At 61.0% G+C, this 25,373-nt stretch carries 24 protein-coding genes (1 of these 24 running past the window's edge); 15 read left to right on the top strand and 9 right to left on the bottom strand.

All coding sequences use genetic code 11. The features are described from left to right. Nucleotides 1–569, bottom strand: the beginning of a protein-coding gene (locus tag ONG87_RS00480) for an acyl-CoA dehydrogenase (protein ID WP_185794571.1). It extends 604 nt beyond the left edge of the window; 569 of the gene's 1,173 nt are visible here — the first part of the coding sequence; its start codon is at nt 567–569; its stop codon lies beyond the left edge, outside the window. 149 nt (nt 570–718) lie between these two features. Between ONG87_RS00480 and gcvA the strand changes: the two genes are divergently transcribed. The 13 genes from gcvA to ONG87_RS00415 all read left to right on the top strand — a co-directional run bounded on the left by gcvA (nt 719) and on the right by ONG87_RS00415 (nt 14,107). Next, on the top strand, nt 719–1,651 hold the full coding sequence (gene gcvA / locus ONG87_RS00475; protein ID WP_264382016.1) for a transcriptional regulator GcvA: 933 nt from the start codon (nt 719–721) through the stop codon (nt 1,649–1,651). A 394-nt stretch (nt 1,652–2,045) separates the two neighbouring features. After that, nucleotides 2,046–3,167, top strand: a complete 1,122-nt coding sequence (locus tag ONG87_RS00470) for a Re/Si-specific NAD(P)(+) transhydrogenase subunit alpha (RefSeq protein ID WP_264382015.1) — start codon at nt 2,046–2,048, stop codon at nt 3,165–3,167. Between the two features lie 11 nt (nt 3,168–3,178). Beyond that, nucleotides 3,179–3,505: an NAD(P) transhydrogenase subunit alpha gene (locus ONG87_RS00465; RefSeq protein WP_043191874.1), complete on the top strand. Its 327-nt coding sequence runs from the start codon at nt 3,179–3,181 to the stop codon at nt 3,503–3,505. Then, nucleotides 3,502–4,935 (top strand): NAD(P)(+) transhydrogenase (Re/Si-specific) subunit beta, encoded by a 1,434-nt coding sequence (locus ONG87_RS00460; RefSeq protein WP_122714882.1) that lies wholly within the window; start codon nt 3,502–3,504, stop codon nt 4,933–4,935. The genes ONG87_RS00465 and ONG87_RS00460 overlap by 4 nt, the downstream gene beginning before the upstream one ends. 497 nt (nt 4,936–5,432) lie before the next feature. Next, complete coding sequence (locus ONG87_RS00455; RefSeq protein WP_122714881.1) at nt 5,433–5,645, top strand: DUF1127 domain-containing protein; 213 nt, start codon at nt 5,433–5,435, stop codon at nt 5,643–5,645. Between the two features lie 253 nt (nt 5,646–5,898). Next, on the top strand, nt 5,899–6,216 hold the full coding sequence (locus ONG87_RS00450; RefSeq protein ID WP_192137781.1) for a DUF2388 domain-containing protein: 318 nt from the start codon (nt 5,899–5,901) through the stop codon (nt 6,214–6,216). Nucleotides 6,217–6,343: 127 nt separating this feature from the next. Next, nucleotides 6,344–6,631, top strand: a complete 288-nt coding sequence (locus ONG87_RS00445) for a DUF2388 domain-containing protein (RefSeq protein ID WP_185794574.1) — start codon at nt 6,344–6,346, stop codon at nt 6,629–6,631. 25 nt (nt 6,632–6,656) lie between these two features. Next, nucleotides 6,657–6,977, top strand: coding sequence for a DUF2388 domain-containing protein (locus ONG87_RS00440; protein ID WP_122480114.1), 321 nt, complete (start codon nt 6,657–6,659; stop codon nt 6,975–6,977). Then, complete coding sequence (locus tag ONG87_RS00435) at nt 6,974–8,935, top strand: DUF4105 domain-containing protein (protein ID WP_264382014.1); 1,962 nt, start codon at nt 6,974–6,976, stop codon at nt 8,933–8,935. The genes ONG87_RS00440 and ONG87_RS00435 overlap by 4 nt, the downstream gene beginning before the upstream one ends. 362 nt (nt 8,936–9,297) lie before the next feature. Beyond that, the gene (locus tag ONG87_RS00430; protein WP_122480113.1) at nt 9,298–10,605 is read left to right on the top strand and encodes a CitMHS family transporter; all 1,308 of its coding nucleotides are present in this window, start codon (nt 9,298–9,300) and stop codon (nt 10,603–10,605) included. A 107-nt stretch (nt 10,606–10,712) separates the two neighbouring features. Beyond that, nucleotides 10,713–11,456 (top strand): TerC family protein, encoded by a 744-nt coding sequence (locus tag ONG87_RS00425; RefSeq protein WP_122480112.1) that lies wholly within the window; start codon nt 10,713–10,715, stop codon nt 11,454–11,456. Nucleotides 11,457–11,575: 119 nt separating this feature from the next. Next, nucleotides 11,576–13,009: a pitrilysin family protein gene (locus tag ONG87_RS00420; protein ID WP_264382013.1), complete on the top strand. Its 1,434-nt coding sequence runs from the start codon at nt 11,576–11,578 to the stop codon at nt 13,007–13,009. A 57-nt stretch (nt 13,010–13,066) separates the two neighbouring features. After that, nucleotides 13,067–14,107 (top strand): DUF5924 family protein, encoded by a 1,041-nt coding sequence (locus ONG87_RS00415; RefSeq protein ID WP_122480110.1) that lies wholly within the window; start codon nt 13,067–13,069, stop codon nt 14,105–14,107. Here the strand turns inward: ONG87_RS00415 and ONG87_RS00410 are convergent. The 6 genes from ONG87_RS00410 to ONG87_RS00385 form a co-directional block, all read right to left on the bottom strand. Beyond that, entirely contained in the window at nt 14,077–15,318 is a 1,242-nt protein-coding gene (locus ONG87_RS00410; protein ID WP_122480109.1) for a nucleoside recognition domain-containing protein, read from the bottom strand. The genes ONG87_RS00415 and ONG87_RS00410 overlap by 31 nt on opposite strands. 215 nt (nt 15,319–15,533) lie before the next feature. Next, nucleotides 15,534–16,847, bottom strand: coding sequence for a glutamate/aspartate:proton symporter GltP (gene gltP, locus ONG87_RS00405; protein WP_264382012.1), 1,314 nt, complete (start codon nt 16,845–16,847; stop codon nt 15,534–15,536). Between the two features lie 620 nt (nt 16,848–17,467). Continuing rightward, nucleotides 17,468–17,938 carry an inhibitor of vertebrate lysozyme family protein gene (locus ONG87_RS00400; protein ID WP_192055232.1) on the bottom strand — a complete coding sequence of 157 codons (471 nt, stop codon included), beginning with the start codon at nt 17,936–17,938 and terminating at the stop codon, nt 17,468–17,470. Nucleotides 17,939–17,940: 2 nt separating this feature from the next. Next, on the bottom strand, nt 17,941–18,105 hold the full coding sequence (locus ONG87_RS00395; RefSeq protein WP_043191899.1) for a DUF1328 domain-containing protein: 165 nt from the start codon (nt 18,103–18,105) through the stop codon (nt 17,941–17,943). 60 nt (nt 18,106–18,165) lie between these two features. Further along, nucleotides 18,166–18,450, bottom strand: a complete 285-nt coding sequence (locus ONG87_RS00390) for a hypothetical protein (RefSeq protein ID WP_264382011.1) — start codon at nt 18,448–18,450, stop codon at nt 18,166–18,168. Between the two features lie 182 nt (nt 18,451–18,632). Continuing rightward, complete coding sequence (locus tag ONG87_RS00385) at nt 18,633–19,508, bottom strand: BON domain-containing protein (protein ID WP_192059206.1); 876 nt, start codon at nt 19,506–19,508, stop codon at nt 18,633–18,635. Between the two features lie 210 nt (nt 19,509–19,718). Here ONG87_RS00385 and algB point away from each other — a divergent pair, with 210 nt between their 5' ends. Both algB and ONG87_RS00375 read left to right on the top strand, forming a co-directional pair. Continuing rightward, the gene (algB, locus tag ONG87_RS00380; protein WP_049860524.1) at nt 19,719–21,065 is read left to right on the top strand and encodes a sigma-54-dependent response regulator transcription factor AlgB; all 1,347 of its coding nucleotides are present in this window, start codon (nt 19,719–19,721) and stop codon (nt 21,063–21,065) included. Then, a complete protein-coding gene (locus ONG87_RS00375; RefSeq protein WP_264382010.1) occupies nt 21,062–22,849 on the top strand; it encodes a KinB sensor domain-containing domain in 1,788 nt (595 codons plus the stop codon). The genes algB and ONG87_RS00375 overlap by 4 nt, the downstream gene beginning before the upstream one ends. 26 nt (nt 22,850–22,875) lie before the next feature. Here ONG87_RS00375 and ONG87_RS00370 read toward each other — a convergent pair whose 3' ends face one another. Together ONG87_RS00370 and ONG87_RS00365 are read right to left on the bottom strand one after the other, a co-directional pair. Next, nucleotides 22,876–24,495, bottom strand: coding sequence for an EAL domain-containing protein (locus tag ONG87_RS00370; protein WP_122480103.1), 1,620 nt, complete (start codon nt 24,493–24,495; stop codon nt 22,876–22,878). A gap of 88 nt (nt 24,496–24,583) precedes the next feature. After that, nucleotides 24,584–25,357, bottom strand: a complete 774-nt coding sequence (locus ONG87_RS00365; protein ID WP_264382009.1) for an N-acetylmuramoyl-L-alanine amidase — start codon at nt 25,355–25,357, stop codon at nt 24,584–24,586. Nucleotides 25,358–25,373 lie beyond the last annotated feature (16 nt).

Below are 25,373 nucleotides of genomic sequence, written 5' to 3'. Positions count from 1 at the left end.
CCGCGGATGTCTCCCGCATCGTCCTTGGCCCACACCACGAATACGTCGGCAATCGGACTGTTGGTGATCCACATCTTGCTACCGCTCATGCGGTAGCCGCCTTCGACCTTGCGCGCTCGCGTGACCATCGCCCCTGGATCCGAGCCATGGTCGGGCTCGGTCAGGCCGAAGCAGCCGATCCATTCACCGCTGGCCAATTTGGGAAGGTATTTCTGCTTTTGCGCCTGGGTACCGAATTCATTGATCGGCACCATGACCAACGACGACTGCACGCTCATCATCGAGCGATAGCCAGAGTCCACCCGCTCGACCTCACGGGCAATAAGGCCGTAGCACACGTAATTCAGGCCACTGCCGCCGAACTCTTCGGGGATGGTCGCACCGAGCAGACCCATCTCGCCCATCTCGCGAAAGATGGCAGGGTCGGTGGTTTCGTGGCGAAAGGCCTCCAGCACTCGCGGCATCAGCTTGCCTTGAGCGTATTGCTCGGCAGAGTCGCGCACCATGCGCTCTTCCTGCGTCAGTTGTTGGTCCAGCAGCAGTGGGTCGATCCAGTTGAAGCTTGCCATGTGCGCGTCCTCGGAAAAGCTGTATAGCCCGAGGGTAGGTGCTCATGCGCTGGTGAGCAAAGGAGTATTACGCATGAGCTTGTGATAATTTCTCACTTCAAGAACCTGCGCCAGGCAACATAGCCGGCAGTGATGTGAGGAACAGTTACATGCGTAGACGAATTCCCAGTACGGCGGCACTGATCTGTTTCGAAGCGGCGGCACGCCATGAGAGCTTTACCAAGGCGTCCCTGGAACTGTTCCTGACTCAGGGCGCGGTGTGTCGACAGATTGCCAACCTCGAGGAGTTTCTCGACGTGCGCCTGTTCCGGCGCTCGAAGCGTGGCGTGAAGCTAACCGAGGCTGGGCTGTCTTACAGCCGCCGGGTGGCCGCGCAGCTCGATGCTGTCGAGCGCGAGACACTGGCGGTGATGGGGCAGCAAGGTGCCAGCACCTTGGAGTTGGCGGTGGTGCCGACCTTCGGTACGCAGTGGCTGTTGCCACGCCTGAAGGACTTCCAGCGGCGTCATCCGCAGATCACGGTCAACCTGACCAACCGAACTCGACCCTTTCTGTTCGCCGATACCGACTTCGATGCGGCGATCTACTTCGGTGATGGTGATTGGTCGGGGACGCAGACCAGCAGGCTGATGGAAGAGCATCCTGTCCCGGTATGCAGCCCGGCGCTGCTGCAGGGGCAGCCAGCGCTGGCGCCAACACGCATTGCCGAGCTTGCGCTGTTGCAGCAAAGCACACGCCCCTATGCATGGCGGCAATGGTTTGCCAGCCTTGAGCTGAACGTGTCCCGCGACCTCAGTGGGCCGCGCTATGAACTATTCTCCATGCTGGCCCAGGCGGCGGTACATGAGATGGGGCTGGCGCTCATTCCTCCGTTCCTGATCCAGCGCGAGTTGCGCGAGGGCAGCCTGGTCGTTGCCAATGCCCACGAGTTGCGCAGTAGCAAGGCCTACTACCTTGCCGTGCCAGAAAGGCATCGCGAGCTGGCGGCACTGCGGACATTTCGCGACTGGTTGATGCAGCAGGCAGAGGATTATCGCCAACCCCTGCCACATGGACTGGAAATCGGTAGTGGCGAACGGTAGCAACCTACAGATGTACGTTTCTGGCGCGTTATTGAAAGCTTTGATAAACCGCGGTATTTCCGCTACAGCCGTTGAACTGCCTGCATATGGCAGGTTTTTGACACGCTATCGCCTGCAGCCGATAAATATTTCGCAAAATATTTCGAGAAGCCCAGCCGCGCCTGCAACGCCCGTACTAGAAGGGCGGAAGCAGGAATGCTGTGACATTCGGTCACAGCGTGACTTGTAGTGCCCAGAGTGTATCGCTCCATAACCTGTTGAAGCCGCTCGTCGGGGCCTGCAAAATGCCGCGGCCCGCCGCTCTCAGGCGGTATCGCGCTGATGGCGCTCTGGCACGATGGCCATGGCCAGGGCTTGGGTACGACCAGGAAAAAGATCCAGCAGGAGATATAACGTGCACATTGGTGTTCCTCTCGAAACGCAGCAGGGCGAAACACGTGTAGCCGCTACCCCGGAAACCATCAAGAAGCTGGTCGCTCAAGGCCATGCGGTGACGGTTGAACGTGGTGCGGGGGTTCTCGCCAGCGTGACCGACGATGCCTACCAGGCCGCTGGCGCGACCATTGGCAGTGCTGCCCAGGCATTTGCCACGCAACTGGTGCTCAAGGTCAATGCGCCCAGTGACGCAGAGCTGCAGCAGATGGCTGCCGGTACAGTGCTGCTGGGCATGCTCAACCCGTTCAACAACGAAGTGATCGCCAAGATGGCCGCGCGAGGCGTCAGCGCCTTTGCCCTTGAGGCGGCCCCGCGCACTTCACGCGCACAGAGCCTGGACGTACTGTCTTCGCAAGCCAACATTGCCGGGTACAAGTCGGTGTTGCTGGCCGCGCACCACTATCCGCGCTTCATGCCGATGCTGATGACTGCCGCCGGTACCGTCAAAGCTGCTCGCGTGCTGATTCTGGGCGCTGGCGTTGCGGGCTTGCAGGCCATCGCCACCGCCAAGCGCCTGGGCGCGGTGATCGAGGCCTCCGACGTGCGCCCGGCAGTCAAGGAGCAGATCGAATCGCTGGGCGCGAAGTTTCTCGATGTGCCGTACGAAACCGACGAAGAACGTGAATGTGCCGTCGGTACCGGCGGCTATGCCCGCCCCATGCCCGCCAGCTGGATGCGGCGTCAGGCGCAAGCGGTTCACGAGCGCGCCAAGCAGGCTGACATCGTCATCACTACCGCGCTGATTCCCGGCCGCAAAGCACCCACGCTGCTTGGCGCCGAGACGGTGGCGCAGATGAAGCCAGGCTCGGTGGTCATCGACCTGGCGGCGCTGCAGGGCGGCAACTGCCCGCTGACCGTGGCCGATCAGATCGTGGTGCACAACGGCGTGACCATCGTGGGCCCGACCAACCTTCCGGCGCAGGTGGGTGCCGATGCGTCGGCCTTGTATGCACGCAACCTGCTGGACTTCATGAAGCTGCTGTTCGACAAGGACGGGCAGTTCACCATCAACCTGGAAGACGACATCGTCGCCGCATGCTTGATGTGCCGCGATGGCCAGATCGTGCGCAAGAACGGCTGAGGACAATAACAATGGAAGACATGCTGATTTCCCACGGTATCTACAACCTGATCATTTTCGTGCTGGCCATCTATGTTGGCTACCACGTGGTCTGGAACGTGACACCCGCGCTGCATACTCCGCTGATGGCCGTGACCAATGCCATTTCGGCCATCGTCATCGTCGGCGCCATGCTCGCCGCAGCGCTCACCGTGACGCCACTGGGCAAGACCATGGGTACGCTGGCCGTTGCGCTGGCCGCGGTGAACGTATTCGGGGGGTTCCTGGTAACCCGGCGGATGCTGGAGATGTTCAAGAAGAAAGCACCGAAAGTGAAGGATGAGGCATCCAAACAATGAGCATGAACCTGGTTACGCTTCTTTATCTGGTGGCATCGGTCTGCTTCATCCAGGCGCTCAAAGGCTTGTCCCATCCGACCACGTCCCGGCGCGGCAATCTGTTCGGCATGCTCGGCATGACGCTGGCGGTGCTCACCACCGTCGGTCTGATCTACAAGCTGGGCGCAGAACTGGCCACCGCCGGGATCGGCTACGTGCTGGTCGGGTTGCTGGTTGGCGGTACTGCCGGGTCGATCATGGCCAAGCGCGTGGAAATGACCAAGATGCCGGAACTGGTGGCGTTCATGCACAGCATGATCGGGCTGGCGGCGGTGTTCATTGCCATTGCCGCCGTGGTCGAGCCGCAATCCCTGGGCATCGTCGCGCAGCTGGGCGATCCGATCCCGACCGGCAATCGCCTGGAGCTGTTCCTCGGCGCGGCAATCGGCGCCATCACTTTTTCCGGTTCGGTGATCGCCTTTGGCAAGCTGTCCGGAAAATACAAGTTCCGCCTGTTCCAGGGTGCACCCGTGCAGTTCTCCGGGCAGCACAAGCTGAACCTGCTGATGGGTCTGGGCACCTTGCTGTGTGGCTTGATCTTCATGTTCACCGGCAGCTATGCCGCTTTTGGCCTGATGCTGGCACTGGCGTTCGTGCTGGGCGTGCTCTTGATCATCCCGATCGGCGGCGCGGACATGCCGGTGGTGGTGTCGATGCTCAACAGCTATTCGGGCTGGGCGGCAGCCGGCATCGGCTTTTCGCTGAACAACTCGATGCTGATCATCGCCGGCTCGCTGGTGGGCTCCAGCGGCGCAATTCTTTCCTACATCATGTGCAAGGCCATGAACCGTTCGTTCTTCAATGTCATCGGCGGAGGCTTCGGTGCCGTTGCAGACGCAGGCCCGGCTGGCGCCAAGGAAGCGCGGCCGGTGAGATCGGGCTCGGCGGATGACGCCACGTTCCTGCTGACCAACGCCGACACCGTGATCATCGTGCCGGGTTACGGCCTGGCGGTGGCCCGCGCGCAACATGCGCTGAAAGAGCTGACGGAAAAACTGACCCACGCGGGAGTGACTGTCAAATATGCGATCCACCCGGTGGCTGGGCGCATGCCGGGGCACATGAACGTGCTGCTGGCCGAGGCCGAGGTGCCTTACGACCAGGTTTTCGAGATGGACGATATCAATTCCGAATTTGGTCAGGCAGACGTGGTACTGGTGCTGGGTGCCAACGACGTGGTCAATCCTGCCGCCAAGAACGATCCGAAGTCGCCCATCGCCGGCATGCCGATCCTGGAGGCGTTCAAGGCCAAGACCATCATCGTCAACAAGCGCTCGATGGCCAGTGGCTACGCGGGACTGGACAATGAGTTGTTCTACCTGGACAAGACCATGATGGTGTTCGGTGATGCGAAGAAGGTCATCGAAGACATGGTAAAGGCCGTGGAATAGCATTCCGAGCCCACGCACCTGATGGGCTGCCGTACTGAAAACCCCCGCCCCATGGCGGGGTTTTTCTTTAGGGAGGGAGAACAGCTGGCAGAGCTGAACGAGCACTGCGGACCCGTAGGCGCTCGGCACTGCAATGGCGCACCGATCTACGTGAAATCAGTACCGGGTTGCACACCCACGCATACAGTTGCAGGCTGCAGCGACTGAGCTTTTGTGCAACGTGATCAGAGATCGCAGCGAATAAATTTAACTGTACTACTGTACTGGTAAAGAAATGAGAATCGAGGCACCCCAGAGCACTGGATTGACGATAAATGCATTAAATTGGTGCAGACCCATACAGTTGCCTCATTCGAGAGCGAGACAGTTTGGTTTCACAGCTAACTGACTGCACACAATACAGGTGAACTGTGCCTACTGTTATGGACGGCGAGCGTGGAAAATGGGTACCAGATAAACCACTACTCAGCCCCGCCACAAGCGGAAGGATGTACATCATGGAACGTACCCTCAGTTCCGACCTGTTCCAGGCCAACACCCAAACCGCGCAAACTTCGGCTCCTCTGCGCTTCTTCGCCAACCTGATGCTCTGGCAGCGCCGTATCGCCAGCCGTCATCAACTGGCTCGTCTGGATGCTCGTCTGCTGGCCGATGCCGGTATCAGCGAAGCCCAGCGTTGCGAAGAGTTGAGCAAGCCGTTCTGGCGTTGATGCAACGCCCCGCTGGTAACAGAGCCTGAAGGCCGAACCAGCACCGAATTCAAGAAACCTGTCGCGGTCTACGCTGACGGGTTTTTTTTCGCCTGCGTGAAACAGGACAAGTACAGTTTTTGGTTATTAATTTATAACCATAACAGTTGAGTCATTGCGCTGCCGGTGTGGTCGGAGTGCTGGCGCCCGAGGCTTCCAGGCGCTCTAATAAGCTTTATTGCGCTCAAACCTCGTTCAGACCTGGAGATTCATCATGACCCGTAATCATTTGCTCAGTGCCGCCGTACTGTTGGCTCTGGCCAGTGGCGCACAGGCTTCAAGCTTCGTTGTCACCACCGATGCGCTGGTGCGTGGGGTCAACGCGTCGACCAACGCCACGTCCGACCTGTCTTCCTCGCTGCGTGACGACAAGATCGTCCGTGAAGCGCGCGATGACGCTGCAAGCTTCGTGGCCAGCCAGGGCGACATCCGCGGCGTGAAGCTGGAAAGTGCCTTTGCCCACATCCGCAAGGTTGCACCTCAGATGCAAGCCAGCGACACCCAACTGGCCCAGGCAATCCTTGCCATCTGATACGTTGCAGCGCGTGCTGCTCCAGATGAAAGAACCGGCAGGCTACCGGCTGCCGGACATCGGAGGTGGCTCTCGCGCAGGCGTTGGGCTAGCCTTGCCGTCCCAATTGCTCGACACCTGAAGCCCGATGCGTTATTTGCCATTCTTGCTTGCCCTCTGGGCGTCGTCGGCTGCGGCCTTCGATGTGAGCCTGCAGTCATCGGTAATCACCTTGTATGTGACCAGCCAAGTCACCACGGCACCGTTCGATCGCAAGTTGATTCTGTCTGCCCGGGACGATGCCGCCTGCTTCGTCGCCAGCGGCGGCCAATGCCGCGGCGCACGGCTCGAAGCGGCCATGGCCGTCATTCGCCAGGCGCACCCTCGAATGGCTGCCGGCGACCTTGAACTGGCGCAGGCGATACTCGTCCAATAAACACCTCGTATTACGGAGAAGCTCCATGCGTACCCCGCTGATTGCCGCTACCCTCGGCCTGTTCCTGCTGGCCGATGTGGCCCAGGCCCAAACTGTCGTGGCCACCAGTAATATCATCGTCCGTGCATTTGGCCGGTCGATCGATTTCACTTCCGACACCACGACCTCGATCCGCGACGCCAAGGTGGTCCTGGAAGCGCGGGACGACGCGGCCAGCTATGTGGCCAGCCAGGGCAACATCCGTGGCGCGCAGCTGGAGGCCGCCTTCAATGCGCTGCGTGAGCGCGTTCCACAGGCGCGCACCGCCAGTGACCAGGACCTTGCCGAAGCCATTCTCGCACTGTGAGGCGATTGGCCCGCTGGCTGCTGACAGCAGGCCTTCTGCTGACGGCTGCGCAGGCTTCTGCCAGCCTGCAGCTGGTGCTTGACCGCAGCGGGCTGGATGCCCGGCAGGCCGATGCCAGCCAGGCGCTGCTCGACGATGCGATGGCCGCATTGCCACCACAGTTCGTCGCGCAGCTGGACCGGCGTATCGACGTCAGCTGGTCATCGCGCATGCCCGACAATGCCTATGGCCAAGCGTCTCTGGTATCCAGCCTGGAATTGAACCTCAATCAATTGCAGGGGCTGGCCGACGGCTCTTCCGCTCAGCGGCAGACCGACCGTCCTCATGGCACAGTGCGCGAAGAGCTGTTGGCCACCGTGCTGCACGAACTCACGCATATCTATGATCGGGCGCGCCTGTGGACACCTGCGGACCGTGCACTGATCAACCGCTGCAACCGTCAGAATGCCAGCCTTGGCAAGATTGGCTTGCCCGATGAGTGCCGTGGCCAGGGTATGCGGCGCTTTACCCTGAGCGACGACCCGCGCCTGCTGGACCTGGCCGGTTGGCAGCAATACGTCGGACGCCGGGGCGAGCGCGAAGAGCAGAACCGTCAGATCGTACGCAGTCCCGACATCTACGAAGTCAGCAGTCCGAAGGAATTCGTCGCGGTCAACATGGAGTACTTTCTCCTCGACCCGGCTTATGCCTGCCGTCGGCCGGCATTGTTCGAGTACTTCAAGGCGCGTTTCAACTGGGCGCCGGCGCGCCAGCAAAGCTGCGCCGAAGGCCTGCCTTACCTGAATGCCGGCAGCGACTTCGGCAAGACGCCCTTGGGCAAGATCGATCCGCAACGTGTCTACGCGGTGGACTACCTGCTTGCCGAAGCCAATCAGAACCTCGCCAGCCGTTGGGGGCACAGCATGCTGCGCCTGGTCATCTGCGCCCCGGGACGCCCGCGGGGGCCGGACTGCCGACTGGATCTGGAGCAGCATCTGGTGCTGTCTTACCGGGCATTCGTCAATGATGTGCAGCTGTCCACGTGGGGCGGTCTGATGGGGCAATACCCGTCGCGACTGTTCGTGTTGCCGCTGTCCCAGGTGATCGACGAGTACACCAAGACCGAGTTGCGCAGCCTGGCGTCGGTGCCGCTCAAGCTGGACCGCGCCGAGATCGAGTCGCTGGTGCGGCATGCCGCGGAAATGCATTGGAGCTACGACGGCAGCTATTACTTCCTGTCCAACAATTGTGCAGTGGAGAACCTCAAGCTGCTGCGTAGCGGTACCCATGATCCGAGGCTCCAGGGCATCGACAGTATCTTGCCCAACGGTTTGCTCGAGGTGCTGGAAGGGCGCGGGCTGGCCGATGGCAGTGTGCTCGATGATCCGCGTGAAGCATTGCGACTGGGGTATCGGTTCGATTCCTATCGCGATCGTTACCAGGCCATGTTCGAGGTGCTGCGCAAGCACCTGCCCATCCCTCAGCAAACCGTCGAGGATTGGTTGGCGCAGGACGCTCAGCAGCGACGGCCCTGGTTTGCCCAGGCTGACCTGCGCACCAGTGCTGCGCTGTTGCTGCTGGAGCAGGCCAGTTACCGGCGCCAGTTGCTGTTGGCGCAGGATGAGGTCAAGCAACGCTATCTGGGCGCCCGCGAGTTGGGGGATGGCAGCGTGGCCAATGCCAATCAGATGCTGCAGGAAATCCTGGCCAACAGTGGTTTTCTCAGCCGGCCGGCGGAGCTGCTCGACAACGGTGGCTACGGGTTGCCGCAGACGGCGGAGTGGCAGCGGCTGGAATCGGAAAGCAGTCAGCGCCAGCAACGGTTGCAGCGCCTGAGTACCGACTTGGACAAGGAGGTGAGGGCGCTGCTGACCCCTGAGCGGGCTGCGGAGATTGCGGCCAGTGAAGCGAATCTGAAGCAGGTGGGGGAACACCTGCGCGAGTTGCACAAGGCGGCGGGTGGGTTGGTATTGCCTTGAGATCGAGGGGGCGCCATTCGCGGGCAGAGCCCGCTCCCACAGGGGGACTGTGTTGTTTTGGAGCGGGGCACGAGTATTCGCGGGCAGAGCCCGCTCCCACAAGGACAATTGTATCGTTTTGAATGGCGAAAGGTTGTTGAAAGCTTGCCGACATAGGATCGACTCACCCCCGGCGTAAGACCGGCCGGCCAGATGGCAGCACTCAGGTGCGCTTTCGGCCTCTTGAACAACAACAATGGTGAAACCGATGTCCTTGATGATCCCTACCCGCAGTGCCACCCTTCCCATACTCCCGGCTCTTGCCATTCCTCGCTGAACCTCTCGTTCTTCGTCTTTAGCCGCGCTGTGCCTGGAGTATTCCCATGCTGACATTCCTTGGCTTTGCCATGGTCATCACGTTCATGTTCCTGATCATGACCAAGCGCCTTTCTGCGCTGATCGCCTTGATCATCGTGCCTATCCTGTTCGCTCTGTTCGGTGGTTTCGCACCGGAAATCGGCCCGATGATGCTTGCGGGCATCACCAAGCTTGCGCCGACCGGCGTGATGCTGATGTTCGCCATCCTGTATTTCGCCCTGATGATCGATTCGGGGTTGTTCGACCCGGCAGTGCGCAAGATCCTCAAGCTGGTCAAGGGCGACCCGCTGAAAGTGTCGGTCGGCACGGCCGTACTGGCGTTGATCGTTTCGCTGGACGGTGACGGCGCGACCACCTACATGATCTGCGTTGCCGCCATGCTGCCGCTGTACCAGCGCATCGGCATGAGCCCAAGGATCATGGCCGGTTTGATCATTCTGGCAGGCGGGGTCATGAACATGACGCCGTGGGGGGGTCCGACCGCGCGCGCTGCCAGTGCCCTGCATGTCGACCCTTCGGACATCTTCGTGCCGATGATCCCAGCCATGGCGGTCGGTGTTGTCGCCATCCTGGTGATTGCCTACATGTACGGCAAGCGCGAGCGCGTTCGTCTGGGCGAGCTGCACCTGCCCGGTGACGAGATCGACCACAGCGAAATCAGCGTGTCGCAGTTCCCTGACGCACGCCGGCCCAAGCTGATCTGGTTCAACGGCGGCTTGACCCTGCTGCTGATGATCACCCTGATCATGGGCCTGCTGCCTCTGCCGGTGCTGTTCATGGTCGCATTCAGTATCGCCATGATCGTCAACTACCCGTGCCTGGAAGCACAGAAGGAACGTGTCGCAGCCCACGCCGGCAGCGTTCTGGCCGTGGTCGGATTGATCTTCGCCGCCGGTATCTTCACCGGCATCCTGACCGGCACCGGCATGGTCGATGCCATGTCCAAGAGCCTGCTGGCCGTGATTCCGGATGCCATGGGCCCGTACCTGGCCGTGATCACCGCGCTGGTCAGCATGCCGTTCACCTTCTTCATGTCCAACGATGCCTTCTACTACGGCGTATTGCCGGTACTGGCCGAAGCCGCGGCGCACTACGGCATCTCGCCGGTGGAAATGGCCCGTGCCTCGATCGTCGGACAACCCGTACACCTGCTCAGCCCGCTGGTACCCTCTACCTACCTGCTGGTTGCCCTGGCCGGTATCGAGTTCGGTGACCACCAGCGCTTCACCCTCAAGTGGGCAGTACTGGTTTGCCTGTGCATAATGTTCGCCGCGCTGGCAATGGGGATCTTTCCTCTGTTCAGCAGTCTATAAATTCTATTCGCGAGCCAGGCCGGACGCCGTCGCGCCGCTACCCCATGGTAGCGGCGCTTTAGCATCCGGCCTTGCGCCGCCCTGACATTCAACACGAAGGACTTCACATGGAATGGTTCACCAACCCGGAAATCTGGGTTGCTTTCTTGACCCTGACGGCACTTGAAATCGTGCTGGGCATCGACAACATCATCATGATCTCGATTCTGGTGAGCCGCATGCCCAAGCACATGCAGGCACGCACACGGATTTTCGGCCTGGCGCTGGCCATGGTCACGCGCATTCTGCTGCTGCTTTCGATCACCTGGGTCATGCGCCTGACCGCCGACCTGTTCGTAGTGTTCGGCCAGGGTATCTCCGGACGTGACCTGATTCTGTTCTTCGGTGGTCTGTTCCTGTTGTGGAAAAGCTCGCAAGAGATCTACCACGGCATGGAAGGCGAAGAAGAGGGCGGTGACGAGGTTGCAGGCAAGGGTGGCAACTTCATCTACACCATTATCCAGATCGCCATCATCGACATCGTGTTCTCGCTGGACTCGGTCATCACCGCGGTGGGCATGGTGTCCCATGTACCGGTCATGGTCGCTGCCATCGTCGTTGCGGTATTGGTGATGATGGTCGCTTCGGGCACCATCAGTCGCTTCATCGACCAGCATCCATCGCTGAAGATGCTGGCGTTGTCGTTCCTGTTGGTGGTCGGTACCGTACTGATCGCCGAAGCGTTCGACGTGCATGTACCCAAGGGCTACGTCTATTTCGCCATGGCGTTCTCGTTGGCTGTGGAAGCCGTGAACATCAAGATGCGTACTGCCATGGCTCGCAAGCGTCGCGAGTCCCAGGAAGAGTCCTGAGCCTGGAAAGCCGCGCGTTGCACTGGCAGCGTGCGGTAGTGGCCAGCAATGTGCTATGAACGACTGACCGGCCAGGGGGTCTGTTCCATTGACTTGGTCGATTTCAATGGAAGGGATTCATGCACGAGCGGGTGAAAAGCGCTCCCGGCACACAGCATCGTCTGCTGTGCCTGTGGCTCCTGGCGGCGACGCTGTTGTGCGCCGGCCGTGAAGCCGTGGCGCTGGACCGCTTCCAGGTCGAAGGGTATCTGTTGCCCAACGGCCTGCAACTGCTGCTCAAACCTGGCGACGAGCGTGCCCACGTGTCGATTCGCCTGGTGGTTGGCGTCGGTTTCGACGACTTCTCCTGTACTGATCAAGAACTGCCCCACCTGCTCGAGCATCTTCTGTTCAGCGGTATCGACGAGCACGGCGAAGGCGGTCTCGAAGAACGCATGCAGGCGCTGGGCGGGGAATGGAATGCGTTCACCAGCAGTGCCGACACCACCTTCGTCATCGAAGCGCCAGCGCACAACCAGCGCAAGGTACTCGACCTGCTGCTGGCTGCCGTCACTCGGACCACCATCGACGAAAAAGCCCTGGCCAGCGCCAAGCGCATCATCGAGCACGAAGACGGCGGCCATCATTCCCACCTGCAGCGCTTGCTCGACAAGCCCGCTCGGGACAGCGATGCCAGCAGTCAGTTGGCTATCGAGTTAGGCCTCAAGTGTCCGCAACCTGCCGAAGTCGCCGACCTGACGCTGGCGCAGGTGCGTGATGTCCGGCAAAACTGGTACGCACCGAACAACATGAGCCTGATCGTGGTAGGGGGCTTGGATAAGCTGCTACCGGCCTATCTGGAGCGTACCTGGGGTGCGCTGGATGCGGTGGAACCCAGCGACCATCAGGACCTGCGTTCGGTCACCCATGCGGCCGAGCCGCAGGCTGAACTGACCCGCGGTTGGCTGGGCGAGGACGCCAAGCTTCATCTGTACTTCGTCGAACCGGTGCTTGAAACCGCGCATCCCGCTACCCTGGACCTGCTGCAGATGTATCTGGAATGGGAGCTTTACCGCGAACTGCGGCTTGCCCACGGCCTGTCGTACGGACCCTGGGTGGCCCGCGAGTCGTACGGCGACAGCGGCCTGCTGAGCCTGAACGCCGATGTGGATCGAGCCGATATCGGTCAGACCGGCCTGGTCATGGGGCAGATGATCGCGCGTCTGCGCGACAACGGTGTGGACGCGGAGACCTTCAAGCGCCTGAAGAATCTTGCGATCGCCCGGCAAGCCTGGGCGGCGCAAGGCAACGTGGCGCTGGCCGACTACTATTGGGGAGCACTGGCCGACTATACCGACGGCCGCTTCGCCAGCCCGGCGCGGCAGTTGACTCAGGTCACCGTCGAGGACGCCAACACTGCCTTGCGTCAGATGGTAGGGACGCAGGGGTATATCCGTGTCGAAAAACCCCTGCTCAGCTATGACGAGCTCTATCGGATCGCCTGGGCGGTGTTGATCGGCATGGCAGCATTGCTGGTGGGGCTGATCGTCTGGCGGCGCGCGAAACGACGTTGATCGCTGCCGAGGCGGTATCCTGAATACCGTTTCATTGTCTATTTTCTATGGAAGACCATGCCGTACATCGTTCAGCGCCTCATCGACCTTATCAAACGCTACCCGGGTGTGATCGCACTGGGCGGTTTCCTGTCCGGCATCGGCAGCTTCGTGCTGGTCGATCGCCAGGCCGGCCTGGCCAGCTGGATCGCGGTGGTGATGCTGCTGACCTGGATCTGGTTGATGCTGGAGAACACCTTCACCCAGTTGTTCACCCGCTTGTTCAAGCGTGAGATACCCACGCCGGTGCTGCGCTACGCGACCCAGATGATCCACCAGGAAAGCCTGTTCTTCGTTCTGCCTTTCTTCTATATCACCACCACCTGGAACAGCGGCCAGCTGGTGTTTACCGGCCTGCTGACGCTGGCCGGGCTGGTGTCGATCATCGACCCGCTGTACTACAAGTGGGTCGCGCCCCGGCGCTGGCTGTTCATGGCGCTGCACACTTTCACACTGTTCGCGGCGTTGCTCACGGCGCTGCCGATCATCCTGCACCTGACCACCGATGAAAGTTTCAAGCTGGCGCTGGCCACCGCCATGCTGCTGGCCTTTCCGAGCCTGGCCGTCAGTTTCCCGATCAACCATTGGCGTCGCGGCGTGGCGCTGGTCTTGGCGACCTTGATGATCGGCGGTGCTGGATGGCTGCTGCGCTCCTGGGTGCCGCCGGCCACGCTATGGCTGACCGAGGTGGCGGTGACCACCGAGCTGGACAACCGCAGCCGCACCCATGGCGACAGCCTGGATACGGTCAGCGCGGCGCAGTTGCGCAGCAGCGGGCTGTACGCCTACACCGCCATCAATGCGCCTCGAGGCTTGGACGAGCGTATCTATCATGTGTGGCAGCAGAACGGCACCGAGGTCGATCGCATCGCCCTGGACATCCACGGCGGGCGCAAGGAGGGCTATCGCGCCTGGAGCCACAAGCAGAATTTCCCCGGCAACGTCGCGGGGAAATGGCAGGTGCGGGTGTTGACCGAGGACGGTCAGATCGTCGGCGTGCTGCGCTTCACGGTGACCGACGACGCGGTTCAGGCCGCCGTGGCACCGAAGAACCAGTAGCAGACCACGATGGCGGCGATGACTCCGGCCAGGTCCGCCAGCAGTGCACAGCCGACAGCGTGACGTGCCCGCTGGATGCCCACGGCACCGAAGTACACGGCCAGCACATAGAACGTGGTCTCGGTGCTGCCCTGAATGGTCGCCGCAACCAGCGCCGGAAAGCTGTCCACGCCATGGGACTGCATGGTCTCGATCAGCATCGCGCGCGCGGCACTGCCGGAAAACGGCTTGACCAGCGCGGTCGGCAGGGCGTCGACGAACCGGGTGTCCATGCCCAGCCATTCGACCAGGTGACGAATGCCGTCCAGGCCCAGCTCCAGGGCGCCCGAAGCGCGCAGCACACCTACCGCGCAGAGCATGGCGACCAGATACGGCAGCAGGCTCTTGGCAACGTCGAAACCTTCCTTGGCGCCTTCCACGAAGGCCTCGTAGACCTGAACCTTGCGCAGCGCGCCGATGACCAGAAACAGGATGATCAGGCCAAACAGCGTGAGGTTGCCCAGGATCGAGGACAGCCCCGCCAGGGCTGTAGCCGAGAGGGTGCCCAGGAACGCCATGAACACGCCAAGCAGCAGCGCACCGGGAATCAGATAGGCCAGCACCACTGGATCCCACAGCCGCAGACGTTGCATCACGGCCACTGCCAGCAGCCCGGCGAGGGTACTGGCCGAGGTGGCCAGGAGAATCGGCAGGAACACCAGGGTCGGGTCGAGGGCGCCTTGCTGGGCGCGGTACATGAAGATCGACACCGGCAGCAGGGTCAGCGACGAGGCGTTGAGTACCAGAAACAGGATCTGCGCGTTGCTGGCGGTGGTCGCACTGGGGTTGAGTTCCTGTAGCGAGCGCATGGCCTTGAGGCCGATCGGGGTTGCGGCGTTGTCCAGGCCCAGGCCGTTGGCGGCGAAGTTCATGGTAATCAGCCCCAGTGCCGGATGGCCGCGTGGCACCTCGGGCATCAGTCGGCTGAACAGCGGCCCCAGGACCTTGGCCAGCCAATCGACGATACCGGCCTTCTCGGCAATCTTCAGGAAGCCCAGCCACAAGGTGAGGGTGCCGAACAGCAGGACCATTACTTCTACCGACAGCTTGGCCATGGCGAACAGGCTTTCGACCATCGCGGCGAAGATGCCGGCATTGCCGCCGATGAGCCATTGGCCGAAGGCCGAAATCGCGGCGATCAGAAAGAAGCTGAGCCACAGGCCGTTCAGCATGGGTATTCCCTCGTTCGAAGATGCCCGGATGATAGCCCAAAGCGAGGTTGGATTCTGCCCCGCAGGGCAGCGTGGTGTGTCAGGGTTTTCGCGTGAGGCCGGACGCGGCTTGCACCGCTGCTACAGGGTACGAGCCGCGTCACCGGGTAGGTTGCGGATGCAGGTATCATCGCGGCGCGCCGTTCGCGGGCAGAGCCTGCTCCCACAGAGCCGCGTCAGGGGGCGACGCGGTCCTTGGTGCGCCAGTGCGGCAGGGAGTTCCAGTAGCGCTCGCCCTTGGCATCGTCGTACATACCTTCCCAACGCGAGATCACCAGCACGGCCAAGGCATTGCCGATGACGTTGAGCGCGGTACGGGCCATGTCCATGATGCGGTCGACGCCGGCAATGAAGGCCAGGCCTTCGAGCGGAATGCCGACGCTGCCCAAGGTGGCCAGCAAGACCACGAACGACACGCCCGGCACGCCTGCAATGCCTTTGGAAGTGACCATCAAGGTCAGTACCAGCATCAGTTGTTGCCCAATCGACAGGTCGATGCCATACAGCTGGGCAATGAACAGCGCCGCGATGCTTTGATACAGGGTAGAGCCGTCGAGGTTGAACGAGTAGCCGGTGGGCACCACGAAGCTGCTGATGGCCTTCGGTGCGCCATACGCTTCCATCTTCTCGATCACGCGCGGCAGGACGGTTTCCGAACTGGCCGTGGAATACGCCAGTACCAGCTCGTCCTTGAAGATGCGGAACAGCTTGAAGACCGAGAAGCCGAACAGGCGCGCGATGACACCGAGCACGACGATGGCGAAGAACAGGATCGCCGCATACACCAGCACCACCAGTTTGGCCAAGGGCAGCAGTGAAGCGAAGCCGAAGTTGGCCACCGTGACGGCAATCAGCGCGAAAACCCCGATTGGGGCGTAGTTCATGATCATGTGAGTGACCTTGAACATGCTTTCCGATACGCCCTGAAAGACTTTGACCAGAGGCTCGCGGGTTTCACCTGGCAGACTCGACAGGCCCAGGCCGAACAGTACCGAGAAGAAGATGATCGGCAGCATGTCGCCGCGAACGATCGACGCAAAGATGTTGGACGGAATCAGGTTGAGCAGGGTGGCAACGAACGCATGGTCATGCTGCACCTCAGCCGTGGTTTTCTGATACTGCGAGATATCCACGGTGCCCAAGGTACTCATGTCGATACCCAGTCCAGGCTGGAACAAGTTGGCAAGGCCAAGGCCAACCAGAATGGCAATGGTGGTCACCACTTCGAAATAGAGGATGGTCTTCACGCCAATGCGGCCGAGCTTTTTCGCATCGCCCACGCCGGCAATGCCGACGATCAGAGAAGAGATCACGATGGGGATCACGATCATCTTGATCAGGCGGATGAAGATGTCGCCTGCGGGCTGCAGGATATTGCCGATCCACCAGGCCTTCTCGGCACTGAAGTGGTTGAGCACTGCACCCAGTGCGATGCCCAGTACCAAGCCGATGAGTATTTGCCAGGCGAGGCTCAGTTTTGCCTTCTTCATGTCGTTACCCTTTTTCCAAGTCAACTCGTGATGCCTGTTCGCAAGCCGAACGGCCATCCGTAGAGGTTTCTTCACGCCATGGCGAAACGCTTTGGCGAACGAAAAAAGGCGCAACTATTCCGATGCACTGCGGCAGCGTCTAATGCCGGATGCGACTACCCTATGCAAAATCGGCATAACGCGATTGAGTGATTTACTGCCTTTGATATGTGCGTTCGGATAGACGACTGGCCATACCGAAGGAATTGGCAGGTTTGCCGAAAAGCGGGTGCAAAAAAACCAACGACGTTCGCGAAACCGAACGCGGGGAATTTTCTGCTGGAAAAAGATGAAACAAGATGGAAGGCAGCTCGACGCTGCAAAGATAGGCTCTGCGCAAGCCGGGCACGTAATGATCGTACACCGCTTGCGCAGCAGCTGTTGCCTGACCCGGCCCGGTTCGGAGGTCCTCCCTGTACCCCTAGGTCACTCCGAACCGACTGCATTCAGAACAACCCGACCCCATGGTCATGACCGCCACCTTCTGAGTGCCGGCCATTCGGACCAGGATGACCCAGCCCAATCTGTAGATTTTTGATGCACTGCCGTGATGGCGCAAACCATCACGGCATCACAGGAAGTCAGTACCAGTCAGGGTCTTTCTTCAACTGTTCCATGAGCATCTGCTGCATGCCTTCGTCGGGCTTGCCGAGAAAGCGATAGGTCGCGTGACGCGTCGGCGACTTATCGGCAGGCAAGCCGGCAGGTACCTGGACATACAATGCGTAGGCATCTTCCTTGTCCATGCTGAAGGCTACGAGCAGTCGCCCGCTTTTGCAGCTCTCAGCAGTTTCACACAGCGGCCCCACCAGGTAATTGTCGCCGTCCTCAGGGACTGCAGACATCTGCTGGGGCGAAACGCCTGACAGATTGATGATCCAGTCCGGAACACGTTCCTCGGACTTGATCACCGACTGCCAGGTATCGCGGTACTCGGTGCTCGAACCCAGTAGCTCGCTGACGCGAGCCTGACCGTCATTGGCGGCCATTGCCATGCTGCTGCCGACCAGCGACAGCGCCATGGCTATACCCTTGAGGGTCATGCTGGTCATGGTCAGCCTCGACCGCGACGGCCAAAGATGAACGAGACGACGAACAGCACCAGGAATACTACGAACAGGATCTTGGCGATGCCTGCTGCGGTGCCGGCGATACCACCGAAGCCCAGGACGGCGGCGATGATGGCGATGATCAGGAATGTGACTGCCCAACTCAGCATGGTGTATCTCCTTTACGATTTGTCGTGTTTTATCGGTTGATCAGATGCGTTGCCAGTACCTCAGAACACCCAACTGCGAATGTGTTCAACCGGCTCGTTCGCTTGTACGCGTTCAATGTTTCCAGATTGCTGACGCCCGACCCAATGCGCACTGGCTGGATTGAGGTGCGCGGTGTCGACCAGACGCTCCTGAGGTGGCAGAAGAAGTTCCTGCTGCTGGGCAGATGCCCAGCCTGCATACAGCTGCACCGCCAGCAGGGTCACCAGCATCGCCAGAACCAGAAACAACGCTTGGCGCATTGATTGGGACTGGGCGGACGCTTGAGCTGCTTGAGGACGGTTCATCCGGAAACTCCTTGCACTGGGATAGCGACTGAATACGTGTTCTTGAAACAAGTATTGCAGCCTGCATGCCAACCTCTTATCTCCGATTAAACCCTTTAAAATCAGTTGGTTGTATTAATAGACGTTCAATACTCAATAGCAACCTGCACGATAACGCGCCTGGGCTCGGGCGATTTGCACGATCACAGTATTGGCTTGGACACTTTCAACAGATCGGCATCCACGCCACGGACACCGCGGATGTTGCGTGCCACCTCGACCGCCAGGGTTTTCTGCTCGGAACTGGCGACGTCACCTTTGAGCGCTACCATGCCCGTGCGCGTCTCGACATCGATGCTCAGCCCGTCCAGATCGCGATTGAGCAACAGGCTCGCCTTGATCTTGCTGGTCACCCAAGTATCGCTCAAGGCTTCTTCGGTCTTCTTGGCCTTGGTCTCGGCCCGCGTCGTCGCCGTATCCGCTGCACCCAGGCTGATCAGGTTGTTCACCTGATAGACGCCATCGGTATTGGTCGCCAGGCTGCCAGCCAGTTGCTTGGCATCGGCAGTCTGCGCCTGGCCCTTGAGCGTCACGACACCGTCGCTGGTGGTGACGACGATATCCAGTGCCTGGGTACTGGTGTTCCACAGCAACTTGGACTTGACGATTGCCGTGAGCGTGGCGTCTTCCAGATGCTGGGCGAATTGCTGACGCTGATTGACGTGCTCAACCAATTCCGGATTGAGGGTCAGGCGGTTATCGACCTTGTCGATGCCTTGGGTATTGAGGGCTACCTGCTCGGCAAGCTCGCGATCGACCTGGTCTTCCACGGCACCGGTCAACGTAGCGGTGCCCTCACGGACCTGCACGCCGAACTCGAAGCCGTTGAGCTGTCGATTCAAAGCCAGCGCTGTCCAGATGGAGCCCTCCTGGCGTGCTGCCTGCAGCCTGCTCTCGAGGCTGGATGATTCACCATCGTGTTTCTCGAGATTGGCAGGGGTGGCCGCCGAGACCAATGTCGACAGGCCTACCAGACCTGCGATGACGCTTGCCAACGTGAGTCGCTTGATACCGCGCATTCGTACTCTCCTCCCATTGAAGACGATCGGTTGATATCGCAAGGCATATGCCAAACTTTTTACTTACTGAAAGCTCAGATATTTCATACAGTTAGAAATGTAATCTGCTAATAGCTACCATGCAGCCTGCCGAATCAATCAGAATCGACCATGCAACCTGCCCGATTTGTCCGGGACTAACCAAGAATTTTCTCTGAGGAGCGTAGGAACATGGAATCTGGCACGGAGCATAAAGGCCGCATTCTGCTGGTGGACGATGAGTCCGCCATCCTGCGTACCTTCCGCTATTGCCTGGAAGACGAAGGCTACAGCGTGGCAACGGCCAACAGCGCGAATCAGGCAGACACCTTGATGCAGCGGCAGGTGTTCGACCTGTGCTTCCTCGACCTGCGCCTGGGCGAGGACAACGGCCTGGATGTACTGGCACAGATGCGTGTGCAGGCACCATGGATGCGTGTGGTGATCGTCACCGCGCACTCGGCGGTGGATACCGCCGTCGATGCAATTCAGGCCGGCGCCGCCGACTATCTGGTCAAGCCCTGCAGCCCCGATCAGTTGCGCCTGGCGACCGCCAAGCAATTGGAAGTACGTCAATTGTCGGCTCGGCTCGAAGCGCTCGAAGGCGAGGTGCGCAAGCCCAAGGACGGCCTTGATTCACACAGCCCTGCCATGATGGTCGTGCTGGAAACCGCGCGCCAGGTGGCGGTGACCGATGCCAACATCCTCATCCTTGGCGAATCGGGTACCGGCAAGGGCGAGCTGGCACGCGCCATTCATGGCTGGAGCAAGCGCGCCAAGAAAAGCTGCGTAACCATCAACTGCCCGTCGCTGACTGCCGAGCTGATGGAAAGCGAACTCTTCGGCCACAGTCGCGGTGCTTTCACCGGTGCCAGTGAAAGCACTTTGGGTCGCGTCAACCAGGCCGATGGCGGGACTCTGTTTCTCGACGAGATCGGTGACTTTCCCCTGACCTTGCAGCCCAAGTTGCTGCGTTTCATTCAGGACAAGGAATACGAGCGGGTAGGTGACCCCGTGACGCGGCGCGCCGATGTGCGCATCCTGGCGGCGACCAACCTCAACCTCGAAGACATGGTTCGCGAGGGCCGTTTTCGCGAGGATCTGCTGTACCGCCTGAACGTGATCACCCTGCACCTTCCGCCGCTGCGCGAGCGCAGCGAGGATATCCTGACCCTGGCCGATCGTTTCCTGGCGCGCTTCGTCAAGGAGTACGCGCGGCCAGCAAGAGGCTTCAGCGAGGAGGCACGGGCGGCGCTGCTCAACTATCGCTGGCCGGGAAATATCCGCGAGCTGCGCAACGTGATCGAACGGGCGAGCATCATCTGCCCTCAGGAGCGCGTCGAGGTCAGCCATCTGGGCATGGCCGAGCAGCCCGCCAACAATGCACCGCGCATCGGCGCGGCGCTGAGCCTGGACGAACTGGAAAAGGCCCACATCGGTGCCGTCTTGGCCACCAGTGATACCTTGGATCAGGCCGCCAAAACCCTGGGTATCGATGCCTCGACGCTTTATCGCAAACGCAAACAGTACAACCTATGAAACTGGCCATGAAGCTGCACACCCGGCTGTTTCTCAGCATCTCGGCGCTGATTACGGTCGCGTTGCTGGGGCTGGTGTTGGGTCTGGTCAGCGTGATGCAGATGGCTGCTTCGCAGGAAAGCATGCTGCGCAGCCACTTCACCACGCTGGACCTGGGGCTCAAGATGCGCCAGAGCCTGGGCGATCAATTGGTCATGATGCTGGAGCCTGATCCGGATACCGCGGCCATCGGTCAGGCACAACAGCAGTTTCAGGCGCTGCTCGATGAAGGCATCGCTCACGAGCAGAGTCACAATGCCCACTATGGATTTCTCCAGTCCGCAGAAAACTTCCAGGGCTTTGTGGAGCAATACCGGGCCACCGCCACGCAACACCTGCCGCTGAGCCATAACCCGCCGCTGAGCCAGGCGTTCAATACCCTGCGCACGGGCCTGATCGATTCGTACAAGACCACTCTGCAAAGTATCGCCGCGCTGGAGCACAAGTCTCACGAACGGGCGATGTGGGTATCCGGTTTGCTCGGTCTGGTGGGCCTGGCGGTGCTGATCGTCGGTTTCTTTACCGCACACGGTATCGCGCGCCGTTTCGGCGGCCCCATCGAAGCGCTGGCCAAGGCGGCGGACGACATCAGTCAAGGCAATTTCGATGTGCAGCTACCGGTTTCACCGGCGGCGGAATTGAATCGGCTGGCCAGCCGCTTCGGCACCATGGCCGACGCACTACGCCAGCATCAGGCTACCAATGTCGATGAGCTTCGCGCCGGGCAGCAGCGTCTGCAAGCGGTGCTGGACAGCATCGACGACGGCCTGCTGATGATCGATCGACAAGGCCAGCTGGAGCATTTGAACCCGGTAGCGCAGCGTCAGTTGGGCTGGGAAGACCACCGCCTGGGCCTGGGCCTGGGCGAAGCGCTTGGCAGGCCTGATCTGGACGAGCAGCTGAACCTGATCCTGCGCGGTGGCAGCCTGGAGCGCGCGCTGGACGACCTGAGCTTCGAAGTCGATGGTGAAGCGCGTCTGCTTTCGTACAGCCTGACGCCGGTGACCCATACCCAAGGCAATATCCTCGGCGCGGTCATGGTGCTGCACGATGTAACCGAGCAGCGCGCATTCGCACGCGTACGCAGCGAATTCGTCCTGCGCGCCTCCCACGAGCTGCGCACGCCGGTAACGGGCATGCACATGGCCTTTGGGCTGCTGCAGGAGCGTGTGCATTTTCCCGAGCAGAGTCGCGAGGCCGATCTGCTCATGACGGTGAACGAAGAGATGCAGCGCTTGATGCAGCTGATCAACGACCTGCTCAACTTCTCGCGTTACCAGAACGGCCTGCAGAAGCTGGTGCTGGCGCCGTGTGCGCTGGATGACCTGTTGCAGCGCGCCTACGAGCGCTTCGCCAGCCGCGCCCATGAGCTGGGTATCCAGCTGACCATCGAGTTGGCCGAAGGGCTGCCACGTCTGCACGTGGACGCAGGGCAACTGGATCGGGTGCTGGACAACTTGCTGGAAAACGCCCTGCGGCACACAGCGGAAAATGGCCATATCCGCTTGCAGGCACGCCGCCATGCCGAGCGCGTGATCATCAGCGTCGAGGACAACGGCGAAGGCATCGCCTACGGCCAGCAGGGGCGTATTTTCGAGCCTTTCGTACAGGTCGGGCGCAAGAAGGGCGGTGCCGGACTGGGCCTGGCGCTGTGCAAGGAGATCGTGCAGTTGCACGGTGGCCGCATGGGGGTCTACTCAAGACCCGGCCAGGGCACCCAGTTCTATATGACCCTGTCGATCTAGCGCGATGGCCTGGGTGCCTTGCGCCCTCAGGCCTCGTCGCCGGCGCGCCGACCGGCGCGGCGCCGGCCCTTGGTGATCAGTTCCTTGAACTGTCGCGCATTCAGTGCCTGCGCGAACAACCAACCCTGACCGTAGTCGACGCCCTCGCTTTCGAGCAGCAGCGCTTGCGCCTCGTGCTCGATGCCTTCGGCGATCACCCGCAGATCCAGGGCATGAGCCATGCGAATGATGTGGGGCGCCACGCCACTGCTTTCGACGTCATCGCCCAGGGCGTCGATGAACGCCTTGTCGATCTTGAGGCAGTCCACAGGCAGGCTTTGCAGGTACGCCAGGCTGCAGTAACCGGTGCCGAAATCATCGATCAATACCGTATGGCCCACGTCGCGAAGGGCCTGAAGGTTTTCCCGCGCCACGTCGACGTCGATCAGGGAACGTTCGGTCACCTCGAAGGCGATCTGCTCGGGCGCCACGCGGTAGATGGAGAGCAGCCGGGCCACCACCTCGCCAATGCGCGGCACGGTGACATCGCACGCCGCCAGATTCACTGAAATGTACAAATGCGGGTTGGCTCGCAAGAGGTGGCTGAGCTGCTCGAGCGACTGCTGCAGGACGAAGTCGGTGATCTGGCGGATCTGGCCGCTGTGCTCCGCCAGCGGAATGAACAGTTCCGGGCTGGTGAGCGTACCGTCGGGGCGACGCCAGCGCACCAGTGCCTCGGCACCGACGCAGCGACGGTTGCTCAGGTCGAAGATCGGCTGGTAGAGCACCTGCAGTTCGCCCCGACGCAACGCACCGTGCAGCTCGCCGCCCATCGAGCGGCGCTGGGTGATCAGTTGCAGAACCAGCCAGCCGATGCACAGGGCCACCACCAGGCTGACAGGAAACAGCAGCCACAGCGGGGTATCGAATATGGGCAGTTCCTTGCTGCGCGGAGCGATCAGCACCAACTGGAAGTCCGGGGACTTGGTCGACATGCGGTAGATCAACCGGTCCGACGTGACCTGCAAGGCATCGACCGCATCGGCACGCCAACCCGATACCGGCGGCCATGGCTGCTCTGAACCCAGCACCGGGATCGCCCGGCGTCCCTGGTCGAGCACCACCAACAGGCTGCCACCGGCGGGCAGGTCGACCACGTCGCTCAGATGGCCCCGCGAGGTCGAAACCCGGAACGGCCCGCGGCCAAGCATCAGCGCGGCCCAGTTGTCATTGCGCTGAGTGGTGGTGTTGAGCCAGTAACTGTAGGTAGAACCCTGGATGTCCGGCGGTCGACCCAGGCTGGCGACGTCCTTGCCGCGGCGGTTGGAGCAGCGCTGGGCGCCGTCGATGAACGCGGCTTCGAAGACGAAGCGGTTGTCGAAGCCGATCTTTTCCAGGGCATCCATCATCTGCGGGCCGCAATGGCGCACAGGTTGAGCCTGCAACGCATCGACCCCCTCGCGCAGCTGACCGAACACCTGCTCCAGGCGGATCAGGAAGCGTTCGCCACTGGCATTCATCTGCTGCCGTTCGTTGAGCTGAACCTGGTGCATGATCAGCGCGAAACTGGCCGCGAACAGCAGCAGCGCGCTGGCCAGGGCGGCAAGCGTTGCCAGCGCCCAGGGGCGGTACAGAAGACTGCGGAGCTGCGGGAAAACGGCGGCCATCGAGGATCATCCAGTCGGGGGCATCAATGTATAGCAACCAGATGGCGATTGGCCCGCGCTTTCGAGCATATCGACGTGAAATCGGTTGTTACCTGCTGATGAGCGCCTGCAGGATCGCGGCGCTTTGTGCATCGGGCTCGCCGTCGAAGCGTTGCGGACGGAAGTGCATCTGGAAGGCCGCAATCACGTGTCGCGTGGCGACGTCCAGCTCGCCGCTCTGGACCACCTCGTAACCCACTCGGGCCAACTGCTGCTGATACCAGGCGATATTCGGCGGGCTGGCCTGGAAGCGCGCCTGGTAGCGTGCCACGGCCTTCGCGTCGGGCCACATGCCCAGGCCGTGTTCGGCCAGGCGTTGCCAGGGAAACATCGGCCCCGGATCGGTCTTGCGCAGCGGCGCGATGTCGCTGTGGCCGATGATGTTGCGCGGGGCGATGCCGTTGCGCTGGACGATATCCTTGAGCAGGGCGATCACGGCCTGGATCTGCGCTTCGCTGTAGGGGTACCAGACCCGGCCGTTCGGGGTGTCCTTGTAGCCGGGGTTGACGATTTCGATGCCGATGGAGCTGGAGTTGAGCCAGGTGCGGCCGTCCCATTGGCTTTCGCCGGCATGCCAGGCACGGCGGCTCTCGTCCACCAACTGGTAGACGGTGGCCGGCTGGTCGCCGATCAGGTAGTGGCTGCTGACTTCACCATGAGTGAGCAATTGCAGCGAACGCGGCAGATCGGCCGAGGTGTAGTGCAGCACCACGAACTGCACGCGGTTGTCATGGTTCGCAGACGGGTGACTGCGATCGATGCTCAAGCCGTTGGAGCAACCGGCCAGCACCAGCAGGGAGAGGGCGACAAGGAGCAACTTCATAGGGAGATCACATGCA

The organism is Pseudomonas sp. MM227, assembly GCF_947090715.1.
GTDB lineage: Bacteria > Pseudomonadota > Gammaproteobacteria > Pseudomonadales > Pseudomonadaceae > Aquipseudomonas > Aquipseudomonas baltica.
The sequence above is the reverse complement of the archived record's forward strand: the minus strand, read 5'-3'. Positions and strand labels throughout refer to the sequence as shown.